Origin of the sequence: Streptomyces ochraceiscleroticus, assembly GCF_000720485.1 — a bacterium.
Lineage (GTDB): Bacteria > Actinomycetota > Actinomycetes > Streptomycetales > Streptomycetaceae > Streptomyces > Streptomyces ochraceiscleroticus.
Window position 1 is genome coordinate 45,099 of sequence record NZ_JOAX01000005.1, and the last position, 17,790, is coordinate 62,888.

15 protein-coding genes are annotated in these 17,790 nt (G+C 72.5%); 9 read left to right on the forward strand and 6 right to left on the reverse strand.

The annotated features are described in order from the left end of the window. Nucleotides 1-2: 2 nt before the first annotated feature. From IG84_RS0108085 to IG84_RS0108110, 6 genes are all read left to right on the forward strand, one after another. On the forward strand, nucleotides 3-1,985 hold the full coding sequence (locus IG84_RS0108085; protein WP_031053148.1) for a pectinesterase family protein: 1,983 nt from the start codon (nucleotides 3-5) through the stop codon (nucleotides 1,983-1,985). 33 nt (nucleotides 1,986-2,018) lie between these two features. Continuing rightward, nucleotides 2,019-3,371, forward strand: a complete 1,353-nt coding sequence (locus IG84_RS0108090; protein ID WP_031053149.1) for an ABC transporter substrate-binding protein — start codon at nucleotides 2,019-2,021, stop codon at nucleotides 3,369-3,371. Next, nucleotides 3,368-4,174: a rhamnogalacturonan acetylesterase gene (locus IG84_RS0108095; RefSeq protein ID WP_031053152.1), complete on the forward strand. Its 807-nt coding sequence runs from the start codon at nucleotides 3,368-3,370 to the stop codon at nucleotides 4,172-4,174. The genes IG84_RS0108090 and IG84_RS0108095 overlap by 4 nt, the downstream gene beginning before the upstream one ends. Next, nucleotides 4,171-5,463 carry a pectate lyase family protein gene (locus IG84_RS0108100; RefSeq protein WP_031053154.1) on the forward strand — a complete coding sequence of 431 codons (1,293 nt, stop codon included), beginning with the start codon at nucleotides 4,171-4,173 and terminating at the stop codon, nucleotides 5,461-5,463. The genes IG84_RS0108095 and IG84_RS0108100 overlap by 4 nt, the downstream gene beginning before the upstream one ends. Before the next feature lie 110 nt (nucleotides 5,464-5,573). Next, on the forward strand, nucleotides 5,574-6,506 hold the full coding sequence (bdeA, locus tag IG84_RS0108105) for a bis(hydroxyethyl) terephthalate hydrolase (protein WP_037799604.1): 933 nt from the start codon (nucleotides 5,574-5,576) through the stop codon (nucleotides 6,504-6,506). 68 nt (nucleotides 6,507-6,574) lie between these two features. After that, a complete protein-coding gene (locus IG84_RS0108110; RefSeq protein ID WP_342668411.1) occupies nucleotides 6,575-8,782 on the forward strand; it encodes a helix-turn-helix transcriptional regulator in 2,208 nt (735 codons plus the stop codon). Between the two features lie 263 nt (nucleotides 8,783-9,045). Here the strand turns inward: IG84_RS0108110 and IG84_RS0108115 are convergent, their stop codons facing one another. Further along, nucleotides 9,046-9,480 carry a MarR family winged helix-turn-helix transcriptional regulator gene (locus IG84_RS0108115; RefSeq protein ID WP_031053161.1) on the reverse strand — a complete coding sequence of 145 codons (435 nt, stop codon included), beginning with the start codon at nucleotides 9,478-9,480 and terminating at the stop codon, nucleotides 9,046-9,048. Nucleotides 9,481-9,552: 72 nt separating this feature from the next. Between IG84_RS0108115 and IG84_RS0108120 the strand changes: the two genes are divergently transcribed. After that, nucleotides 9,553-10,110, forward strand: a complete 558-nt coding sequence (locus tag IG84_RS0108120) for a quercetin 2,3-dioxygenase (RefSeq protein WP_031053163.1) — start codon at nucleotides 9,553-9,555, stop codon at nucleotides 10,108-10,110. Beyond that, entirely contained in the window at nucleotides 10,107-10,994 is an 888-nt protein-coding gene (locus IG84_RS0108125) for an alpha/beta hydrolase (RefSeq protein ID WP_037799687.1), read from the forward strand. Before IG84_RS0108120 ends, IG84_RS0108125 begins: the two co-directional genes overlap by 4 nt. Before the next feature lie 33 nt (nucleotides 10,995-11,027). Here the strand turns inward: IG84_RS0108125 and IG84_RS0108130 are convergent, their stop codons facing one another. The 5 genes from IG84_RS0108130 to manD form a co-directional block, all read right to left on the reverse strand. Beyond that, on the reverse strand, nucleotides 11,028-11,525 hold the full coding sequence (locus IG84_RS0108130; protein WP_031053166.1) for an ATP-binding protein: 498 nt from the start codon (nucleotides 11,523-11,525) through the stop codon (nucleotides 11,028-11,030). A gap of 71 nt (nucleotides 11,526-11,596) precedes the next feature. Continuing rightward, complete coding sequence (locus IG84_RS0108135) at nucleotides 11,597-12,643, reverse strand: L-idonate 5-dehydrogenase (RefSeq protein WP_031053168.1); 1,047 nt, start codon at nucleotides 12,641-12,643, stop codon at nucleotides 11,597-11,599. After that, the gene (locus IG84_RS0108140; RefSeq protein ID WP_031053170.1) at nucleotides 12,640-14,037 is read right to left on the reverse strand and encodes an MFS transporter; all 1,398 of its coding nucleotides are present in this window, start codon (nucleotides 14,035-14,037) and stop codon (nucleotides 12,640-12,642) included. Before IG84_RS0108140 ends, IG84_RS0108135 begins: the two co-directional genes overlap by 4 nt. A 75-nt stretch (nucleotides 14,038-14,112) precedes the next feature. Continuing rightward, nucleotides 14,113-15,603, reverse strand: a complete 1,491-nt coding sequence (locus tag IG84_RS0108145; protein WP_051861565.1) for a mannitol dehydrogenase family protein — start codon at nucleotides 15,601-15,603, stop codon at nucleotides 14,113-14,115. A 5-nt stretch (nucleotides 15,604-15,608) separates the two neighbouring features. Further along, complete coding sequence (gene manD, locus IG84_RS0108150; protein WP_031053173.1) at nucleotides 15,609-16,817, reverse strand: D-mannonate dehydratase ManD; 1,209 nt, start codon at nucleotides 16,815-16,817, stop codon at nucleotides 15,609-15,611. A gap of 199 nt (nucleotides 16,818-17,016) precedes the next feature. Here manD and IG84_RS0108155 point away from each other — a divergent pair, with 199 nt between their 5' ends. Beyond that, on the forward strand, nucleotides 17,017-17,730 hold the full coding sequence (locus tag IG84_RS0108155) for a GntR family transcriptional regulator (RefSeq protein ID WP_030263737.1): 714 nt from the start codon (nucleotides 17,017-17,019) through the stop codon (nucleotides 17,728-17,730). Nucleotides 17,731-17,790 lie beyond the last annotated feature (60 nt).

Sequence of the window (17,790 nt, forward strand, 5' to 3'; positions counted from 1 at the left end):
CCATGCCGTACCTCCGTAGAAAGCGCTTGCTGGCCAGAGCCCTGGCCGCCACGACCGCCCTCGCGGCGGCCCTGGGCCTGGGGGCGCAGACCCCCGCCGGGGCCGCCGAACCACCCCGGCCACCGGAAACCGCCGCCGCCCAAGGCGCGTCCGCCGACCGCCCGCACGGCTTCGCCTCCCTCGCGGGCGGCACCACCGGCGGGGCCGGCGGCAAGGTGGTCACCGTCCGCACCCAGGCCGACCTGGCCAAGTACGCTGCCGCCGACGAGCCGTACATCATCCGCGTCGCCGCTGCCATCGACGTCGCACCGTTCGGTTCGGACATCGAGGTCGCCTCGGACAAGACGATCGTCGGCGTCGGCACCAGCGGCGAGATCGTCCACGGCGAGCTACATCTGAACCCCGGCACGCACAACGTCATCATCCGCAACCTGACCATTCGCGACTCCTATGTGGAGGGCGACTGGGACGGCAAGACTACGGACTTCGACGCCATCCAGATGGACTCCGTGCACCACATCTGGATCGATCACAACCGCTTCACGCACATGGGCGACGGACTGCTCGACGTCCGCAAGAACAGTGAGTACATCACCGTCTCCTACAACCGCTTCGACACGCACAACAAGGCGTTCGGCATCGGCTGGACCGACGACGTCCGGACGCAGATCACCATCGACCACAACTGGTTCCGCGGCACCAAACAGCGCAACCCGTCCGCCGACAACTGCGCGTACGCGCACCTCTACAACAACTACCTCTCCGCACAGGTCGACGACGGCGATCCGGTGTGGTCCTACGGGAACTACGCCCGCGGCCGCACGAAGATGGTGATCGAGAACAGCTACTACGACGGCGTCCAGCACCCCTATCAGGCCGATGACACCGCCGAGTTGGTGCAGCGCGGCTCCATCCTGAAGGGCACCACGGGGCGGCACGACACCCGTGGCACCGCCTTCGACCCGCACGCCTTCTACTCCTACCGGCTCGACCCGGCCGCCGCCGTGCCCGCCCTGGTGAAGAAGTTCTCCGGCCCCCAGCGCACCCTCGGCACCGACACCGTCCTGCACGTCCCCGCCGACTATCCCACCGTCCAGGCGGCGGTCGACGCCGTGCCGGCCGGCAACGACGGCCCGGTCACGCTGGCGCTCGCGCCCGGGACGTACCGCGAGCAGGTGCGGATCCCGGCCACCAAGCCGTACCTCACCCTCCTCGGCACCGGTGACGACCGCGCGGACACCGTGATCGTGTACGACACGCCCAACGAGTACGGCGGCTCGTCGGGCAGCGCCACCGTACTGATCGCCGCACACGACGTGACGTCCCGTCACCTCACCTTCGTCAACGCCTTCGACGAGGCCGCGCACGACCTGGACAGCGAGCAGGCGCTCGCCATGAAGACGACGGGCGACCGGATCGTCTTCGAGGACACCGCCTTCAAAGGCAACCAGGACACCCTGATGACGGACAGCCCGAAGCTCGACACGGTCAGCCGGGTCTACCTCCGCGACTCTTACATCGAAGGCGATGTGGACTTCATCTACGGACGCGCCACCACCGTCATCGAGAACTCGGTCATCAAGGCGCTCAGCCGCGGCTCGGACACCAACAACGGTTACCTCACCGCCGCCTCGACCTGGAAGGACAACCCGTACGGCTTCCTGATCACCGGCTCCCGCGTCGTCAGCGACGCGCCCGCCGGCACCTTCCACCTCGGCCGCCCGTGGCACCCGGGCGGCGAGCCCGACGCCATCGCCCAAGTCCTCATCCGGGACACCGAACTGCCCGCCGCCATCAAGGCGTCGCCCTGGACCGACATGGGCGGCTTCTCCTGGCGGGACGCCCGGTTCAGTGAGTACCGGAATGACGGCCCGGGCGCGGCCGTCACCGCCGACCGTCCGCAGATGAGCACCGAGGACGCCGCCCGCCACGAGGTGGCCGACTACCTGAACGGCACGGACAACTGGGCGCCGTACCGCCGCTGACCCCCCTTTCGTACGAGCAGAGAAGAGCCGACCATGACCAGCATCCTCCGCGGGGGCAGACGCTCCCGGATGACCGCGGCCCTCGCCCTCACCGCAGCGCTCGCGCTCACCGCCACCGCCTGCGGCGACGACGGCAGCGGCGTCGCGGGCGAGTCCGGTGCCGAGGGCTCCGGCAAGGGCACGATCACCTTCTGGGACAACAACGGCGGCGTCCGCACCGACGTCTGGAAGGAGATCATCAAGGACTTCGAGAAGGCGAACCCCGACATCGACGTCGACTACGTCGGGATCGCCGCGACCGAGGTGCAGTCCAAGTACGACACGGCCATTCAGGGCGGCGGCCTGCCCGACGTCGGCGGCATCGGCGCCGCGATGCTCGCCGGCATCAGCGCCCAGAACGCCCTGGAGCCGCTGGACGGGCGCCTGAAGGACAGCGCGCTCGACGGCAAGCTCAACGCGCGCATGGTGAAGAGCGTCCGCTCGGCGGCGGGCGGCAAGCAGCTCTACACCGTCCCCATGCACGCCACCAACGGCGTGCTCTACTACCGCACCGACCTGTTCAAGGCCGCGGGGCTGCCCGCGCCCACCACCTGGTCCGCGTTCTACGAGGCGGCCGAGAAGCTCACCGACAAGCGGGCCAACAAGTTCGGCTACACCATCCGCGGCGGCGCCGGCTCCCTCGCGCAGGCGCTGGACGCGATGTACGGCCAGTCCGGCATCACCAGCTTCTGGGAGAAGGACGGCCTGCACACCACCGTCGACGACCCGAAGAACGTCGCGGCGCTGGAGAAGTACGTCGCGCTCTACAAGAAGAACACCCCCGCCGCCGACATCAACAACGACTTCACCAAGATGGTCGCCCAGTGGGACAGCGGCGAGATCGGCATGCTCAACCACAACATGGGCTCCTACCAGGACCATGTGAAGGCGCTCGGCACGAAGAAGTTCCGCGGCATACCCAACCCGGCGCTGGGCGACGGCACCCGGGTGATGGTGTCCAACCCGGTCGACGGTCTCGGCCTCTTCAAGTCGGGCAAGAACAAGGCGGCGGCCTGGAAGTTCATCGAATTCGCCGCCTCGCACGCGGCCAACAGCAAATGGAGCGAGTCGGCCGGCACCATCCCGTCCAACCTCGAAGCGGCCGAGGACGGCTGGGTGCAGAAGTCCGAGACCACCAAGCTCGGTGCCGAGGCGCTGAACAGCGACCACACAAAGATCGTCGACCTGCCGTACTACCTGCCCGACTGGAACACCCTCTCCAAGGCCGACAACGAGCCCGCCTTCCAGAAGGTGCTGCTCGGCAAGACGACACCGAAGGACTTCCTGGCCTCCCTCGCCGACCAGCTCGACGCGGCGCAGGCGGAGTGGAAGCAGCAGAACAAGTGACCCTCACGCGTCGTCGGGTGGCCGCGGCGCTCGCGGGCCTCCCGCTCGCGCTCGCCGCGGCCCCGGCCGCCCTCGCCCGCACAGGAGACCACCGCCCGATGCCCACCCTCCACCTCGCCGGCGACTCCACCGCCGCCCAGAAATACGCCGACGCCGCACCCGAAACCGGCTGGGGCATGGCCCTCCCCTTCTTCCTCCACCGCGACATCTCGGTCGCCAACCACGCCGTCAACGGCCGCAGTTCGAAGAGCTTCATCGACGAGGGACGGCTGACCGCCGTCCTCGCCGAGCTCCGTCCCGGCGATCTCCTCCTCGTCCAGTTCGGCCACAACGACGAGAAGGCCGAGGACCCCGCCCGGTACACCGAGCCCTGGACGACGTACCAGGAGTACCTGCGCCAGTACGTGACGGAGGCGCGGGCACGTGGCGCGCGGCCGGTGCTGCTCACCTCCGTGGAGCGCCGGAAGTTCGACGCCGGGGGCAACGCCCTGCCCACGCACGGTGCCTACCCGGCCGCGATGCGGGCCCTGGCCGCCGAGGCGGACGTCCCGCTGCTCGACATCCAGGAACACTCCCTCGCCCTGTGGCAGAAGCTCGGCCCCGAGGAGACGAAGACCTACTTCAACTGGACCCCGGCCGAGCAGGACAACACCCACTTCAACCCGCCCGGCGCGATCGCCGTCGCCCGCCTGGTCGCGGCCGGACTGCGGGCGACGCGGCTGCTGGCGGCCTCCGGCACACGCCGCCTCGACGACGACATCCCGGCGTCCTGGATCACCTGGCCGGAAGGGGACGGAGCATGACCACGCGCACCACCCTCCTCGCACTGGCGGGCTGCGCGGCGCTCGCCCTCACCGCGGCCGGCCCGGCCCACGCGGCGCCGCCCCGCGATGTGCCGCAGACCCGTGACGTGCTGCCCGCGCACGACGGCTGGGCGTCAGCGGCCGGTGGCACCACCGGCGGCGCGGGCGCCGACGCCGCGCACACCTATACGGTCACGACCTGGGCGGAGCTGCGGGCCGCGCTCGCCGACGACCCTGGCGCCCCGAGGATCATCAAGGTCGAGGGCACCCTGGACGCGACCGGCGGCGGCTGTGCCTCCTTCGCCGCCGACGGCTACGACTTCGCCCGCTACCTCGCCGACTACGACCCCGCCGTGTGGGGCCGCGACCGCCCGGTCAGCGGCGAGCAGGAGGACCTGCGCGCCGCCTCGCAGCGGAACCAGGGCGCGGCCGTCAAGGCGCACGTCCCGGCGAACACCACGCTCATCGGCGTCGGAAAGCACGCCGGAATCGTCGGCGGCAGCCTCCAGATCGAGAACGTCGACAACGTCATCGTCCGCAATCTCACCACCGAGTCCCCGCTGGACTGCTTCCCGCAGTGGGACCCGACGGACGGCGCGACCGGCGCCTGGAACTCCGAGTACGACAGCATGGTGGTCACCGGCTCCACCCACGTCTGGCTCGACCACAACACCTTCACCGACGGCGCCCACCCCGACAGCTCACTGCCGGAGTACTACGGCGAGCTGTACCAGCGGCACGACGGCGAGCTGGACATCGTGCGCGGCGCGGACCTGGTCACCGCTTCCTGGAACGTCTTCGCCGACCACGACAAGACCCTGATGATCGGCAACAGTGACAGCGCGGCCGCCACCGACCGCGGCAGGCTCCGCGTCACCCTGCACCACAACCTCTTCCGCGACGTCGTCGAGCGCGCACCGCGCGTCCGCTTCGGCAAGGTCGACGCCTACAACAATCACTACGTGGCCGGGCCGGACACGCGGTACGTCTACAGCTTCGGCATCGGCATCGAGTCCCAACTGGTCGCCGAGAAGAACGCGTTCACCCTGCCCAGCGGCACCGGCGCGGGACGCGTGCTGAAGAAGTGGAAGGACGCGCCGGTCACCGCGGCCGGCAACCGCGTCAACGGCCGCCCGGTCGATCTGATCGCCGTGCACAACGCGGAGGTCCCCGAGGAACACCTGCGGTCCGGCGCGGGCTGGACGCCCGTCCTGCGGACCCGGGTGGACGACCCGCGCGCCGTCCCGGGCCTCGTCGGCCACCGGGCGGGGGCGGGGCGGCTGGGCTGACGCGCCAGGGTTACCGCCGGTTGCCGAGACCGGTGATTCTGCCGATGTGCGAAGGGGCTGCACGGCACGAGAGTGGCGGTCGTCAGTGACCGTTACCGAGAGGAACCGTCGTGCAGCAGCACACCAGTGTGTCCGTGCGCAGTCCGGAACGGCAGGGGAGCAGCCGGCTCAGAACCCGGCTGACGCGGTGGGGGCTGGCCGGCCTCCTGGCCGCGGGCACCCTGCTCACCTCGCAGGCCGGGCCGGCCGGGGCCGCGGACAACCCGTACGAGCGCGGCCCCGCGCCCACCGTCTCCAGCATCGAGGCGTCCCGCGGCCCGTACGCCGTCTCCCAGACCAGCGTCTCCTCCCTGAGCGTCACCGGCTTCGGCGGCGGCACCATCTACTACCCGACCTCGACCAGCGACGGGACCTTCGGCGCCGTCGCCATCTCGCCCGGCTACACCGCCTACCAGTCGTCCATCGCCTGGCTCGGCCCGCGGCTGGCCTCCCAGGGCTTCGTCGTGTTCACCATCGACACCAACACCACGCTCGACCAGCCCGACAGCCGCGGGCGCCAACTCCTCGCCGCACTGGACTACTTGACCGGGCGCAGCTCCGTACGTGACCGGATCGACAGCAGCCGGCTCGGCGTCATGGGCCACTCGATGGGCGGCGGCGGCACGCTGGAGGCCGCCAAGAGCCGGCCGTCCCTGCAAGCTGCGATCCCGCTGACCGGCTGGAACCTCGACAAGACCTGGCCGGAGATCACCACCCCGACGCTCGTCGTCGGCGCCGACGGCGACACCATCGCGCCGGTCGCGACGCACTCCGAGCCGTTCTACGAGAGCCTGCCCGGCTCGCTCGACAAGGCGTACCTGGAGCTGAACAACGCGACGCACTTCACCCCGAACACCTCCAACACCACGATCGCGAAGTACAGCATTTCGTGGCTCAAGCGGTTCATCGACAACGACACCCGCTACGAGCAGTTCCTCTGCCCGCTGCCGCGGCCGAGCACGACGATCGAGGAGTACCGGGGCAACTGCCCGCACACGTCCTGATCCCGCCCCGTGGGACACCGGGGACGGAGGGGTTCCGTGACCGTTTACGCGCCAGTAACGTGACGGTCGTGACCGGACCGAAGACCGTGCCCGGAACGAAGCCCCCGCACCGGCGGGTGACACTCGGCCCGTTGGGCAGGCTCGCCGTGGCCGGCCTGCCCGACGACCTGCCCGAAGACACCCGCCGGTTCCTGCTGCTGGCCGCGGCCGCACAGGAACAGCATCCCGACGGGCCCGGCGCCGACGCGGCCCTCGTCCTGCGGGCCGCCGCGGCCGCCGGGCTCGGCACGGCAGCCCTGGAACCGGCCGAGACGGCGGGCCTGGTCCGCACCGCGGGGGAGCGGATCCACTTCGACAGCGCGCTGCTGCGCCGGACCCTGTACGAGGCCGTACCTCTGGCCCGGCGGCGCGCGGCCCACGCACTGCTGGCATCGGCGAGCGCGCCCGACCGGGACCGGCTGCCGGGCCTGCTGCATCGCGCCCTGGCGGCCGAGGGGCCCGATCCCTGCCTCGCCGGGCGGCTGGCCGACGCGGCGCGGACCGCCGGACCGCACGTCTCCCACGAGGAGCGCGCGGTGGCCCTCGCCGTCGCGGCGCGCCTCACCGGGCACGGCACCGACCGTGCCACCCGGCTGACCGCGGCGGCCGACCACGCCCGCCTCGCCGGCCGGCCCGACCGGGCGCGCGCCCTGCTCGCCCCCGTCCACGCGCTGCCCGCCGCGGCACCGGTCCGCGGCCGGGCCCAACTCGTCCACGGACTTCTGTCGTTGCGCGACGGCCCGGTCGCCGACGCCCGCGAAGAGCTGCTCCTCGCGGCCGGCCTGCTCGGCCCCCACGACGCGGCCGCCTCCCTGACCGCCCGGCTCGCGGCGACGGAGGCGGCCTGGGCGATGGGAGACGCGGCGGCGTATGTGGAGGCGATCGAGGAGGGCGGGGGAGGCGGCGTTGGCCTTGGCGTCCCGGGAGGCGGGACTGTCGGCGCCCGGGGAGGGGCGGAGGCCGGTGCTACTGACACGCTCGACGACTACCGGGCCGGGATGGCCGCCGTCCTCAGCGGGCGGCTCGGTGCGGGCGTCGGGCCGCTGCGGCGGCTGCTCGCGCGCACCGGGCGCGCCGAGGAACCCGAGGTGCTGCTGCGGGCCGGGGTCGCCGCGCTGGTCGTCGGCGACCTCGCGGCGGCCTGCCGGGTCAACGCGCGCGCCCTCGCGGCCGCCCGCGCGCTGGGCCGCACCACGCTCGTACCGCAGGCCCTGGAGCACCTGGCATACGGGGAGTTGCGCGCAGGGCGGCACCCACGGGCCCGCGTCCACGCCGAGGAAGGGCTGCGTACCGCGCACCTCACCGGACAGCGCAACATCGCGGCCCACCAGCACGCGATCCTCGCCCTCGTGGCCTCCGTCGAGGGTGACGCCGACGCGCTGACCGCCCACTCGGCGGCGGCCGGCGCCGTCGCCGGTCCGCACGGGCTGGTCCAGGTGTCCACGCTCGTCCGCTGGGCCCTGGCCCGCGCCGACCTGGGCGCCGGCCGGGTGGACGAGGCCGCCGCCCGGCTCGGCCCGCTGGTGCGGCCCGGGCCCCGGCAGGGCCACTTCGCCGTACGCATGCTGGCCGTGCCCTGCTACATCGAGGCGGTGGTGCAGGCGGGTACGCCCGGCGCGGCGCGTACCGCCGTCGACGAGTTCGCGGTCTGGGCCGCTCTCGGCGCCGACCCCGCGGCCCCTGCCCAACTGGCCCGCTGCCGCGCCCTGCTCGCGGGAGCCGGAGCGGGAGCAGTGGCCGGAGCGGGGCCCGGAGTCGGGGCCGAGGGTCGGGACGCGGCCGCGGCCGACGCGTACTTCGAGGCCGCCCGCGCACACCACGAGGACACCACCAACGACTTCGAGCGCGCCCGGACCCTGCTCCTGCACGGCAAATGGCTGCGGCGCAGACGCCGGCCCGGCCCGGCCAGGGGCCTGCTGCGGGACGCGCTGGTCGCGTTCGAGGGATGCGGGGCGCGCGCCTGGACCGAGCAGGCCCGCGCCGAACTGCGCGCCACGGGGGAAGCACCGTCCGCCGGCCGCCCGGCCCCGCTCGCCGGCCTCACCCCGCAGCAGCTCCGGATCGCGCGCTGCGTGGCGGAGGGCGCCACCAACCGCGAGATCGCGCTGCGCCTCTCGGTGAGCCCCCGCACCGTCGACCACCACCTGCGCAACATCTTCGCGGCCCTGGGCGTACGGTCCCGGGTCGAGCTGGCCCGCCTGGTGGACCGCGCCGATCAGCCCACCGCACCCCTGTAGGCACAGGCCGGGCAGAGGCTCCTACGCCGCGAACGGGGCGCTCGAGCGGTGTGCCCCGACCGGTCGGGGGAGGCCGGCCGGGGCGGCTCGGGTGCGGGTACTGATGACGGTCGCCTCGCGGCGAAAGGCTCCGTGGGGCTTCAGCCGAACGATCTTCCCCACGGGCAATATGGTGGGCCCGGGGACTCAGTTCCATCAATACCCGCATATATGACAGCAATGCGGGCTCGCCCGGTATTCCCTCCCTTGCGGGGAGATTCGGCTCACCCGGCAGAGGGCGGGTCCCCCCACGGCATTTCCAGTGCGGCCCGGAGCGCGTCGACCGTCCTGTGGCCGATCCGCTCGGCCAGCTCCTTCTCCAGCCGCTCCAGTACGAGCAGCGCCCGGCGGTGCGCGCGGGCGCCCTCCGGCGTACGGCGGATCAGCCGCTGCCGGGCGGAGCCGGGGTGGGGTGCCTGCTCCAGCAGGCCGGCGGCGACCAGGCTGTGCACCGCCTGGTGGGCGGTCTGCCGGGTGACGCCCATCCGGCGGGCCAGCTCGGACACGGTCGTGCCCTCCTCGTCCAGCACGGCGAAGAGCTGGAGCTGGGTGGGGGAGACGGGCGGCGTGCCGTCGTCGTCCATGGCCGTCAGCAGGGCCTGGTCGAACCAGGTGCGGGCCTCGCCGAGGAGCTGGGGGAGGTTGCGGTGGAGGTTCATTGATGTCAGGCTACCTGACGTAGTAGATGTCAGGCTGCCTGACATGAATGCCGTACGCCTCCGGGAGAGTCGATGACCTTTGAGTACGCCACCCGCTACCGGCGCGCCTCGCGCATCCCCGCCGAACCGGGCAAGCCCTACTTCATCGAGAAGGGTGAGGGCGACCGCGCGCACCTGTTCGGCGACCTGATCACCATCTACACGGGCGGCGAGCAGACCGAGAACACCTTCAACTTCTTCACGGTCGAGGGCCCCAAGGGCGACATCATCCCGGCCCATGTGCACGCCGACACCCACGAGGTCTTCTACATCACCGCGGGCGCCGTCCGGCTGTTCGTGGCGGACACCGAGGGTGAGCAGCAGGAGAAGCTGCTGACCACCGGCGACTTCGGCTTCGTACCGAAGAACTGCACGCACGCCTACCGCATGGAGCGCCACCACAGCCAGGTCGTCGGCGTCGCGGCAGGCCCCGGCGGCACCTTCGAGCGGTTCTTCGAGAACCTCGGCGCGCCCGCCGAGCAGATGGGTCTGCCGCACGAGCCCGTGATCCCCGCGCCCGAGAAGTTCGGCACCGTACCGCAGGAGTTCGACGTCCGGTTCCTGCCCGACCACCAGTGGCGCACCCGGTGAGCGCCGCGCTGCGCGCGCTGATCGCGGCGCCCGCGCCCGAGGCCGCCCCGCTGCCGCCCGCCGCGCACTGTGCCCCCGGCGTCCGGCTGCTGCGCGGCGTCCCCTATGCCGTACCGGCGGGCGCTCGCCCCCTGGAGCTGGACCTGTGGCTGCCCGAAGAGCCGGCCGGCGGTCCGGTGCCGCTGGTGCTGTACGTGCACGGCGGAGCCTGGCGCATCGGCCGGCGGGACGACATGGGGATGCGGCTGAGGGACTGGGAGCCCGGCCCCTTCGCCCGCATCGCCGCCGCCGGCATCGCGGTCGCCTGCGCCGACTACCGCCTCTCCGGCGAGGCGCACTTCCCCGCGCTCCTGGACGACCTGCGCGCCGCCCTGCGCTGGCTCGCGCTGCGCGCCGGCGAGCTGGGCATCGACACCGCGCGGACGGTGGTGTGGGGCGAGTCCGCCGGCGGCCACCTCGCCTCCCTCCTCGCCCTCACCGGCCCGTCCCCGGGGCAGCCCGCCCCGGCCGGCGCCGTCATCTGGTACGGCCCGAGCGATCTGACCACCGCGCGCGGCGGCTGGGACCCGCACGACGCGGCCACGCCCGAAGCCGCGCTCCTGGGTGCGGCGCCCGCCACCGTGCCCGACCTCGCCCGCGCGGCCAGCCCCGTCACGCACGCCCACGCGGATGCCCCGCCCTTCCTGCTGGTGCACGGCGATCGGGACACCATGGTGGCGGGCGGTCACAGTCACGCCCTCGCCGCCCGTCTGGAGGCGGCCGGCGCACCGGTCGACCTGTGGACGGTGCCTGGCGCTGACCACGGCTGGTACGGAGTGTCCGACGAGCAGGTGACGGAGATCTTCACCCGCTCGCTGGCCTTCGTGGAGCGGCTGGTGAGCTGAGTATTGCCGGGCCCGCTGAGCCGGCGCGTGGCCTCACGGGTGCCGGCTGTCGCGGGCCGGCCGTACCGTGAATCCGCCCTGGCCGTCGAACCGCACCTCCAGTACGGCGTCGAACCCGTCCGCCGGCGACGGCCTGCGCAGCCGCCGCCAGGTGGCGCGGACACCGACGTCGGGGACGCGGGCCCGGCCCTCCCGCGCGGCGTTGCGGCGCAGGGAACCCGCGAGGTCAGGGGGGAACCAGTACGCCGTCACCGGCGCACCGTACGCGTGGCCCATGGCGATCAGCGGATCCCACTCCTCCGGCGTCGGATTGGTGTTGTCCACCGCCACCGGGCGTCCGGCGGCCAGCGCCTCCGCCACCAGGCGCATCTGCCGTGCCTGCTTGTTCCGCGCCGAGCGGGGAAAGCGGTCCTTGCTCACCAGGGCGTGCCGGGCGGCAAGGTGCTGCTCGTAGAAGGTGGTCTTCCCGGACCCCTGGAGCCCGACGAGCACGGACAGGACCGGCCCCGGTCCCGTACTTTCCGGTGGCATCCGCTGCACACCTCCTGACGCTTCGATCCGGACCGTCCGGCACCTTCATGGTGCAGGACGGTCCGGGCGCGTCACACCGCGCCGGGCGGTGTGGCGGCCAGCCGCAGCATGACCTTGCTGCTGCCGCTCGTCCGGTCGGCGGCGACGGCCAGCGCCTCGGCCGCCCGGTCGATGCCGAAGCGGTGACTGATGACCGGCGACACGTCCAGGCCCTGGTGCATGGCGAGGAGCGCGTCGTCGATCTCCTCGACGAAGCGGTACGAGCCGATCCAGGTGATCTCCCGCGTGACGAGGTCCCCGAGCGCCGCGGGGACGGCCGCGCCGGGGAGGTTGCCGACCTGGACGACGGTGCCGCCGCGCGCGGTCGCGTGCAGGACCGGCCCGAGTGCGGCCGCCGCGCCCGAAGCCTCGAAGACCAGCTCGACGTCCTCCGGGAGGGCCGCGCCGCTGCTGAGGTCGACCGTCTCGTCCGCGCCCATGGCCCGCGCGACGGAGAGCGACGCGGCGGAGAGGTCGGCGGCGAGCACAGTGGCGGCCCCGCGGTGCTTCGCGGCGGCCACCACCAGGGCCCCGATCGGCCCCGCGCCGTTGACCAGTACCGTCTTCCCGCGTACGTCCCCGGCGCGGTGCACGGCGTGCATCGCCACCGCGAGCGGCTCGGCGAGGGCGCCGTGTTCGGTGGTCACGTTCTCCGGGAGCGGCCGGATCTGCCCGGCGCGGACCACGCGGTACTCGCTGAACCCGCCGTCGGTGTGCGGGTGGAGGGCGGCCGAACCGAAGTAGCGGACGCAGGGGTGGAGGTTGGTGCGGCCGGCGAGCCGGTCGGGCAGCGGCTCGTCACCGACCGGTGTCGCCGGGTGGACGGTGACCGGCTGACCCTCCGTCAGGCCGGTGACGCCCTTGCCGAGGGCGGCGATCCGGCCGGCCACCTCGTGCCCGAGGACCAGCGGGTCCTTGAGTACGGCCGTACCGGTCCCGCCGTGCTTCCAGTAGCCCACGTCGGAGCCGCAGATGCCGCCCCACTCCATGGCGAGCAGTACCTCTCCCGCGCCCGGTACCGGGTCCGGGCGTTCGTCGACCCGGAGGTCACCGGTACCGTGCACGACAACCGACTTCATATCGCGTCCTCCAGACGCACCAGGTCACGCCCGCGCGATTCGGGGGCGAGGACGACGGACACCAGGGTGATGAGCGAGTAGCCGACCAGCATCGCCGCGATCGGCCACCAGCTTCCGGTGACGGCGGTGAGGGTGGCCGCGACGACCGGGCCGATAGCGGTGGCGAGGATGCCGCCGATCTCCTTGGCCAGCGCGAGCTGGGTGAACCGGGTCCGCGCGCCGAACAGTTCGGCCATCGTGACGCTCTCCAGCGAGAAGAGGCCGAGGACGCCGACGTTGAGCCCGACGATCATGCCGACCGTCACCCCGGCCGTGGTGCCCGAGGCGATGAGGAACATCACCGGGAAGGCGAGGAGCACGGTCAGCACGGTGAGAGCCAGGTAGACCGGGCGGCGGCCGAAGCGGTCGCCGAGCAGGCCGACCAGCGGCACGGTGAGGAAGCCCAGCAGCGAGCCGTACACGATGGCGTCGGTCGGGACGGACCGGTCGGCGCCCAGCGTGGTGGCGATATAGCCGACGAGGAACGTCTGCACCAGGCCGGAGTTGCCGGCCTGCCCGAACCGCAGCCCGAGCGCGAGGAAGAACGCCTTGCCCTTGCGCTGCCGCAGACCGGCCTCGATGACGCTCTCGCGCTCCGGCTCGACGGCCTTGTCCGCCACCGCCGCGGCGGCCTCGGTGCGGGACATGGCCACCCCGTCCACGACGTCGGGCCGCTCCTCGAAGACCGGGCTCTCCTTGAGGTTCCGGCGCAGCCAGACTGCGAAGATCATGAGCGCGAAGCTCAGCAGGAAGGGCAGTCGCCAGCCCCAGGTGATCAGTTGGTCCTCGCTGAGCACGGCGAGCAGCACCGCCCACAGACCGGAGGCCGCCAGGGTGCCGGAGTTGGTGCCGAGGGAGACCAGGGAGGAGATCAGTCCGCGGCGCTTTGCGGGCGCGTACTCGGCGAGCATGACCGTGGCCCCGGCGATCTCGGCGCCCGCGCCGAAGCCCTGGACGAGCCGCAGGACGACCAGCAGGATCGGGGCGAGGATGCCGATCATGCTGTACGGCGGCAGTACGCCGATCAGCGTGGTCGACGCGCCCATCAGCAAAATGGTGAGGAAGAGGACCTTCTTGCGGCCGATGCGGTCGCCCATCCGCCCGAAGTACAGGGCGCCGGCGAGCCGGGCGACGTAGCCGACCCCGTAGGTCGCCATGGCGGCGATCAGCCCGATCGCGGGACTGACATCGGGGAAGAAGATCTTGTTGAAGACGATGGCGGCCGCCAGCGAGTAGAGCTGGAAGTCCATGAACTCCATGGCCGTGCCGAGCCAGCCGGAGACGGCCGCTCTGGTGAGGTCGCGCGTCGTTCTTGCGACGGTGCCGTCCGGCTCCGCCTGTGTGGTGTCCGTCATGGGTGAACTCCGTTGTTCTCCGACTGCTCTGAGGGGGTGCGGGAGTGAAGTGGCGCGGGGTTCCGGGGCGGGCGTTCAGACCTCGATCCGGCCGGCCCGCAGCGCGGGGAGCCGTGCGGCGACGGCGGCGACGAGCGTGCTGTCCCCGGCCAGGGTTGCCGCGCCGAGGACACGCAGCAGCCGGCGGACCGCGTCCGCGTCGTCCGGTGCCTCGTGCCAGCAGCGGCCCAGGGCGGCTGCCGCGGGATCGGTCGTACCGAAGAGCTGCCCGCCGTCGTCGGCGGGGCGGGTGGCGTTCGCCCAGGCCGCGAGGGCCAGTTCGAGCACCGGGGTGGCGGTGGCGGCGGCGCGCAGCGTGCGCAGCGCGTCGAGCCACCGCTCCGGGATCTTCAGGGACCCGTCGGAGCCGATCTGCCGGAGCAGGTGCCGCACACCGGGGTTGCGGAACCGCTCGACCAGGTCCTCCGCGTAGGCCGCCGGGTCGGGACCGCCCGCGGGCAGCGTCGGGGCGACCTCGGCGCACAGGGCACGGACGAGGCGCTCGCCCCAGCCGGTCGCCAGCGCGTCCGCGATCGTCGTGCATCCCGCCGCGGCGCCGAGGTAGGCCAGCGCCGAGTGGGCGCCGTTCAGCAGCCGCAACTTGGTGAGCTGGTACGGCACGACGTCCGGGACGAACAGCGCGCCGTCCAGCTCCCACGGCGGCCGTAGCCCGGTGAAGGAGTCCTCCAGTACCCACTGGCGGTACGGCTCGCCGACGACCGGCAGCGCGTCGTGCACGCCGAGCGCCGAGTGGGCCGCGCGCAGGTCCGCTTCGGTGGTCGCGGGCACGATGCGGTCCACGATGGTCGAGGGGAAGGCGACCGAGGCCGCCATCCAGTCCAGTACGGCCTGCCGGTCCGGCCACGGCGCGGCCTCGACGAAGTCCCGTACGACACGGCCGAGCGCGGCGCCGTTGGCGGCCATGTTGTCGCAGGAGACGACGGTGACCGGGGCGCCGCCCGCGCGCATCCGCGCGGCGAGCCCGGCGGCGAGCCGCCCTACGACGGTGCTGAGCGGGCCCGTGGCCGCCGCCGCGAGGTCGGCGGCGATCTCCGGCGCCGCGATGTCCAGCGCACCCGTGTCGGGTCGGCGGTAGTAGCCCTTCTCGGTGATCGTCAGGGTCACCACGGACACCTCGGGGTCGGCGAGCAGCGCGTCGACCCGGGCGGCGTCCGGACCCATCCCCAGCGCCTCGACGACCGACCCGACGGCCCGGGTCACGGTGTCCGCCGCGCGCAGCTCGGTCAGCGAGTACAGGCATTCCTGGGCCCGCAGTGCTGCCGCGGTCCGGGCCGAGCGCGGGGCCACGACGGCGATGCCCCACGGCTCACCGGAGCGTGCGGCGGCGTTCTCGGTGTAGACGGCCTGGTGGGCGCGGTGGAAGGCGCCGAGGCCGAAGTGGACGATGCGGGGGCGCAGCTCGCGGGGGTCGACGGCCGGGCGCAGCTCGGGCGCGATCCGATCGAGCGCGGCCAGGCTCAGCGAAGACGAAGACGAAGACGAAGATGACGACGAAGGCGTGGTCACGGCGCTCACCAGTCGTGCACCGAGCCGTCCAGGCGCCGCGCCACGGGGAGGTAGCGGGCCTGGTAGGGGAAGCGCTCGGCGGCCTTCTCGTCGTACTCGACGCCCAGCCCCGGCTCCTCCGACGCGTGGAGCATGCCGTCGGCGAAGGTCACGCCGCTGCGGAAGACCTCCGCCGTCTCGTCCGCGTGCGCCATGTACTCCTGGATTCCGAAGTTCGGGACCGCGGTGTCGAGGTGCACGGCGGCGGCGAGGGTGACGGGGGAGAGGTCCGTTGCCCCGTGCGAACCGGTCCTGACCTGGTAGAGCGCCGCCAGGTCGAAGATCCGCCGCAGATGCGTGATGCCGCCCGCGTGCACGACGCTGGTGCGCACGTAGTCGATGAGCTGCTCGGTGATCAGGCGCTGCACATCCCAGATGGATGTCAGTACCTCCCCCACCGCGACCGGCGTCGTCGTGTGCTGCCGGATGAGCCGGAACGCCTCCTGGTTCTCGGCCGGCGTCGGGTCCTCCATCCAGAACAGCCGGCAGTCCTCGACCTGCTTGCCGAAGCGGGCCGCCTCGATCGGGGTGAGCCGGTGGTGCACGTCGTGCAGGAGGTGGAAGCCGAAGCCGCAGCGCTCGCGGACCGCCTCCAGGTAGGTGGGCGCGAAGCGGAGGTACGCCTCGGTGTCCCAGGGCTGCTCGTCGGGGAGCGAGGTGGCGGCCGGCTCGTAGACCTTGCCCTTGCGTACGCCGTACGTACCGCCGACGTCGGGGACGGCGGCCTGGGCGCGCACGGCCTTGTAGCCGAGGCCGAGGAACCGCTCGACGTCGTCGATCAGGGAGGCGGTGTCCGTGCCGCTGGCGTGGGCGTAGACCATGACGCCGTCGCGCGAGCGGCCGCCGAGAAGCTGGTAGACGGGCAGGCCCGCGACCTTGCCCTTGATGTCCCACAGCGCCGTGTCGACGGCGGAGATCGCGGTCATCGTGACCGGCCCGCCGCGCCAGTACGCGCCCCGGTAGAGGTACTGCCACATGTCCTCGATGCGCGCCGGATCCTTGCCGATCAGCAGCGGTACGAGGTGGTCGCGCAGGTAGCTCGCCACGGCGAGCTCGCGGCCGTTCAGCGTGGCGTCGCCCAGGCCGGTCACGCCGTCCGAGGTCGTGATGCGCAGGGTGACGAAGGTCCGCCCCGGCGAGGCGACGAACACCTCGACACGCTCGATCTTGCTCACAGGTTCCTGCTCCTTCGGAGACCTCGAGGATGGGGGCGCCGCGTCGACGGGTGCGGCGCTCGCCTGGCCCGACCACTGGCCGACCGGCACTGGTATACAAGCACTGGTCGAGCAGGTGCGCAATACTTTGGAAACGTCTCTTGAAACACTGATCGACCAGCGTGGAGGGGAAGGCCGCGGGCCCCGATACGATGAGCGCATGGCCCGATCGAACCGGCAGCGAACCAGCCGCCGCGCCGTCTACGAGACGCTGCGCCGCAAGGTTCTGACCCTCGAACTCCCCCCGGGCGCCGCGCTGTCCGAGAACGAGCTCGCGGCCGCTCTGGGGGTGAGCCGTACGCCGGTACGGGAGAGCCTCATCCTGCTGTCGCAGGAGGGCCTGGTGCAGATCTTCCCGCAGGTCGGCTCGTTCGTCTCGCGCGTCGACCCGGCCAAGGTCGCCGACGCGCAGTTCCTGCGCGAGGCCGTGGAGCTGGCGGCCCTGGACGACCTCCCGGCCGAGCTCGACGCGGACCTCGTCGAGGAGCTGCGGCGCAATCTCGCCGAGCAGGAGCGCCCGGGCCTGGACCTGGAGGACTTCTTCGAGCTGGATGAGGCGTTCCATCACGCCCTGCTGCGGCTGAGCGGACACGGCAGCGCCTGGGCGACCGTGGTCTCGGCCAAGGGGCACCTGGACCGGGCGCGCCGGCTCGGGCTCTACGACACCGCCACCCCGACGGGCTTCGCCGCCCAGCATGTCGAGATCTTCGAAGCGGTGCTCGGCGGTGACGCCGCCCTCGCCCGCTCGGCCATGCGCACCCACCTCCGCGCGGTCTTCGACGACGTCGAGCGCGTCCGCGCCCGCTCACCCGAACTCTTCGCCAAGGACACGGGCTCGGTCCCGGTCCGCCGCAATGTTGTGGTGTGGGAGTAACGGTCGACCACTCGCCTGTGGCCGGCAGTACGGCCCCCGTTCCTCCGAGGTAGGAGGGAC